The following is a 2,862-nucleotide window of genomic DNA, read 5'->3' on the forward strand; positions in this document are numbered from 1 at the left end:
ATTATGACGCTGACTATTCGCATTTATTTGTCTAAAATCTTGACATAGGAGCCGTTATACTAGACAAAAGATCAGCTCCTAAAAGATGGGTTTTTGGTAAACACCATTTTAAAGGAAGCTGATCTTTTTTGTCCGAACAGCGTTCGGATTAATTTTACAATCTACCATATATCCGCAACAGATTGTTTTGTTTTCAAGCACGCTCACTTCTAGGAACAATTTCCAAGGAAAAATGTAAATAAAATCTCGAATTGGAGTTCCAGTCCCGTATAGATTATGCCAACAATCAAATGTACGTTTGACGAAAAGCATATGTTACATCTTAGGATGCTAAATTCACTTCAAAAATTCGTAATCAATATCATTATTCATTGATGTGTCAGTATTACTACCTCGATTCAATGCATACTGTTCTCCCTTCCAATACTGTGCTAAACCTCTCTTTAATGGCCAATGAGTCGAATAACCCAAGCTAATAAGTTGACCAATACTTGCAACTGATCGTTTAACATCCCCACTTCGGACTGTCTCATTATTTATTGTTAACTTGTCACCAACAATATTCTCATAGGTTTCAATTATCTGACTTAACGATAACTCTAGCCCATTTGCAATATTTAAAACTTGATTTTTAACGTGTTTTTCAGTTATGAGCAAAAGTGCTTGTATCACATCTTCAATATATATAAAATCACGTGTTTGTGACCCATCACCATACAAAGTGAATATTCTATTATTTTTTAAGCAATCCGTTAAAATTGAAAGCACACCAGAATATGGAGAACTCGGATTCTGGCCCGGACCGTATACATTAAAAAAACGAACACATACGGTCGGCAAATTATAAAGCTGACCATATGCTAATACATAGCGTTCTGTTGCATATTTATCGATTGCGTATGGTGACAAAGGATCAACTCTTGAGTCTTCCTTCTTAGGTAATTCCGGCAAATTGCCATACACTGCCGCGGAAGATGTAAATAAAAATTGTTTTAGTGGCAAATTTATTGCTCTGATAAACTCCAGTGTATCCAAAACCGCATTGTGATTTATGGAGTGAGTTTCATTCGGATGTTCAATAGAGTCTGCGACACTTGCGACTGCAGCTAAGAAATAAATATAATCAAACCTTTCTCGTTGTAATAACGATTGCATAAACGTTTGATTCCGAACATCTTGTATGTACAAAGTAACAATGTCAATATTATTAATGTTTGACACTTTTCCCATCGATAAATCGTCGACTACAACGACATCCATGCCTTTTTCTACCAAACTATCAACCAAATGAGAACCAATAAATCCTGCTCCGCCAGTAACTAATGCTTTCAATATTCAACACTCCCTTTAAAACAATAAAAATTTTCGATACTTTTTTGGCACGCGAGTCACGTTCACTTCAACCATTTCGCCATTTAACAACTTGCGTGCGTTGTTCGAAAAATGCTCCGGTAACTTCGTATCTAGCTGCTCCAGCTCAAAATATGCTTTTGTCATAGCAAAATTTCGATTAAGTAATTTGTGTGCATCAGACGCAACGACTTGTACAAGCCCCGCTTTCACAAACTCTTTTGAAATCCACTGAACCTTTTTTCCAAAGCTTCCACCCAAACTAGTCGCCGTTACTTGTGCCAATGCCCCTTGATTAACGACCAAATTGTACAATCGTGTTGGATCAGCTATAATCTGGGCATTACGTTCTGGATGTGCAATAACCGGCGTAATACCCTCACATGAAAGTTGAAATACTATTTCTTCTAAATAGTTTGGTACCATTTCATGAGGTAACTCTAATAAAATATATTTCCTGTTGGTATCAATCCCTAATACATCATCCAAATTATTAATTAAATCACCGTTAAGATGTACTTCTTGTCCGGGAAATATAGTTAAATTAATTTTTAGACGATTTAACACCTCTTGAAACTGTTGCACTTGTTTTTTAATCTGATTACCATGGTTCATATAATATCGGTCCATATGATGTGGCGTTGCTAGAATGTACCGTACCCCATCTTTTACAGCCGCACGTTCCAATTCAATTGAATCCTCTAAAGTAGGTGAGCCATCGTCAATGTTTGGTAATATATGGCAATGTAGATCAACAAAATCACTGGTCATCTTGTTCACTGTAGTACCCGTTATTGTACCCATAATACCCACTGTGCTTTCCATCAGACACGTCGTTTAGAACTGCACCTAAGATATGGGCATGTGAGCGTTTTAACGCACTAACCGCATCACGAACAGCAGCCTTTTGTGCAACATTTTGCCGCACAACTAAGACAGTTCCATCCACTTTGTTAGCCAACAATTGTGAATCGGTTACTGGCAAAATAGGTGGCGCATCAACAATCACTAAATCTAACTTTCGAGTTGCCGAGTTCAAAAATTCATCCATCATCTTACTACCTAATAATTCCGCTGGATTAGGGGGCTTGGGTCCACTCGTCATCACGAAAAGATTATCTACCGTTTGATGAATTGCATCATTGATATCACTTGTTTGGTGTGCTAACCAGGAACTTAGTCCTTGTCGATTCGATAAGCCAAAGGTTTTATGTACCGTTGGACGTCTCAAATCTGCATCCACTAGTAAAACTTTCATGCCCTCATTGGCATACTCCACTGCAAGATTCGAACTAACCGTTGACTTTCCTTCACCCAACATTGCGGAAGTAATCATCAGTGTACGCAAATTCTGCTCAGTGGCTGAAAAATTAATGTTGGTCCGAATAGTTTTAATTTGTTCCGTAATAACTGAAGTCGGTTCGACAATCGTGGTTAATTTAATTGCTGAAGTAACGTTATTTGGTAGATTGTAAAATTAATCCGAACGCTGTTCGGACAAAAAAGATCAGC

Annotated in this window: 3 protein-coding genes; all 3 read right to left on the reverse strand. The window is 37.5% G+C overall.

Translation table 11 applies throughout. The features are described from left to right. Positions 1-336 precede the first annotated feature (336 nt). The 3 genes from DY78_RS10725 to DY78_RS10735 are packed head-to-tail and all read right to left on the reverse strand — an operon-like array spanning position 337 to position 2,794. Positions 337-1,332: an NAD-dependent epimerase/dehydratase family protein gene (locus DY78_RS10725; RefSeq protein WP_024626263.1), complete on the reverse strand. Its 996-nt coding sequence runs from the start codon at positions 1,330-1,332 to the stop codon at positions 337-339. A gap of 15 nt (positions 1,333-1,347) precedes the next feature. After that, a complete protein-coding gene (locus tag DY78_RS10730) occupies positions 1,348-2,121 on the reverse strand; it encodes a tyrosine-protein phosphatase (RefSeq protein WP_024626264.1) in 774 nt (257 codons plus the stop codon). Next, the gene (locus DY78_RS10735) at positions 2,111-2,794 is read right to left on the reverse strand and encodes a CpsD/CapB family tyrosine-protein kinase (protein ID WP_029779187.1); all 684 of its coding nucleotides are present in this window, start codon (positions 2,792-2,794) and stop codon (positions 2,111-2,113) included. Before DY78_RS10735 ends, DY78_RS10730 begins: the two co-directional genes overlap by 11 nt. Positions 2,795-2,862 lie beyond the last annotated feature (68 nt).

The sequence above is a fragment of the Lactiplantibacillus fabifermentans DSM 21115 genome, from assembly GCF_000498955.2.
Lineage (GTDB): Bacteria > Bacillota > Bacilli > Lactobacillales > Lactobacillaceae > Lactiplantibacillus > Lactiplantibacillus fabifermentans.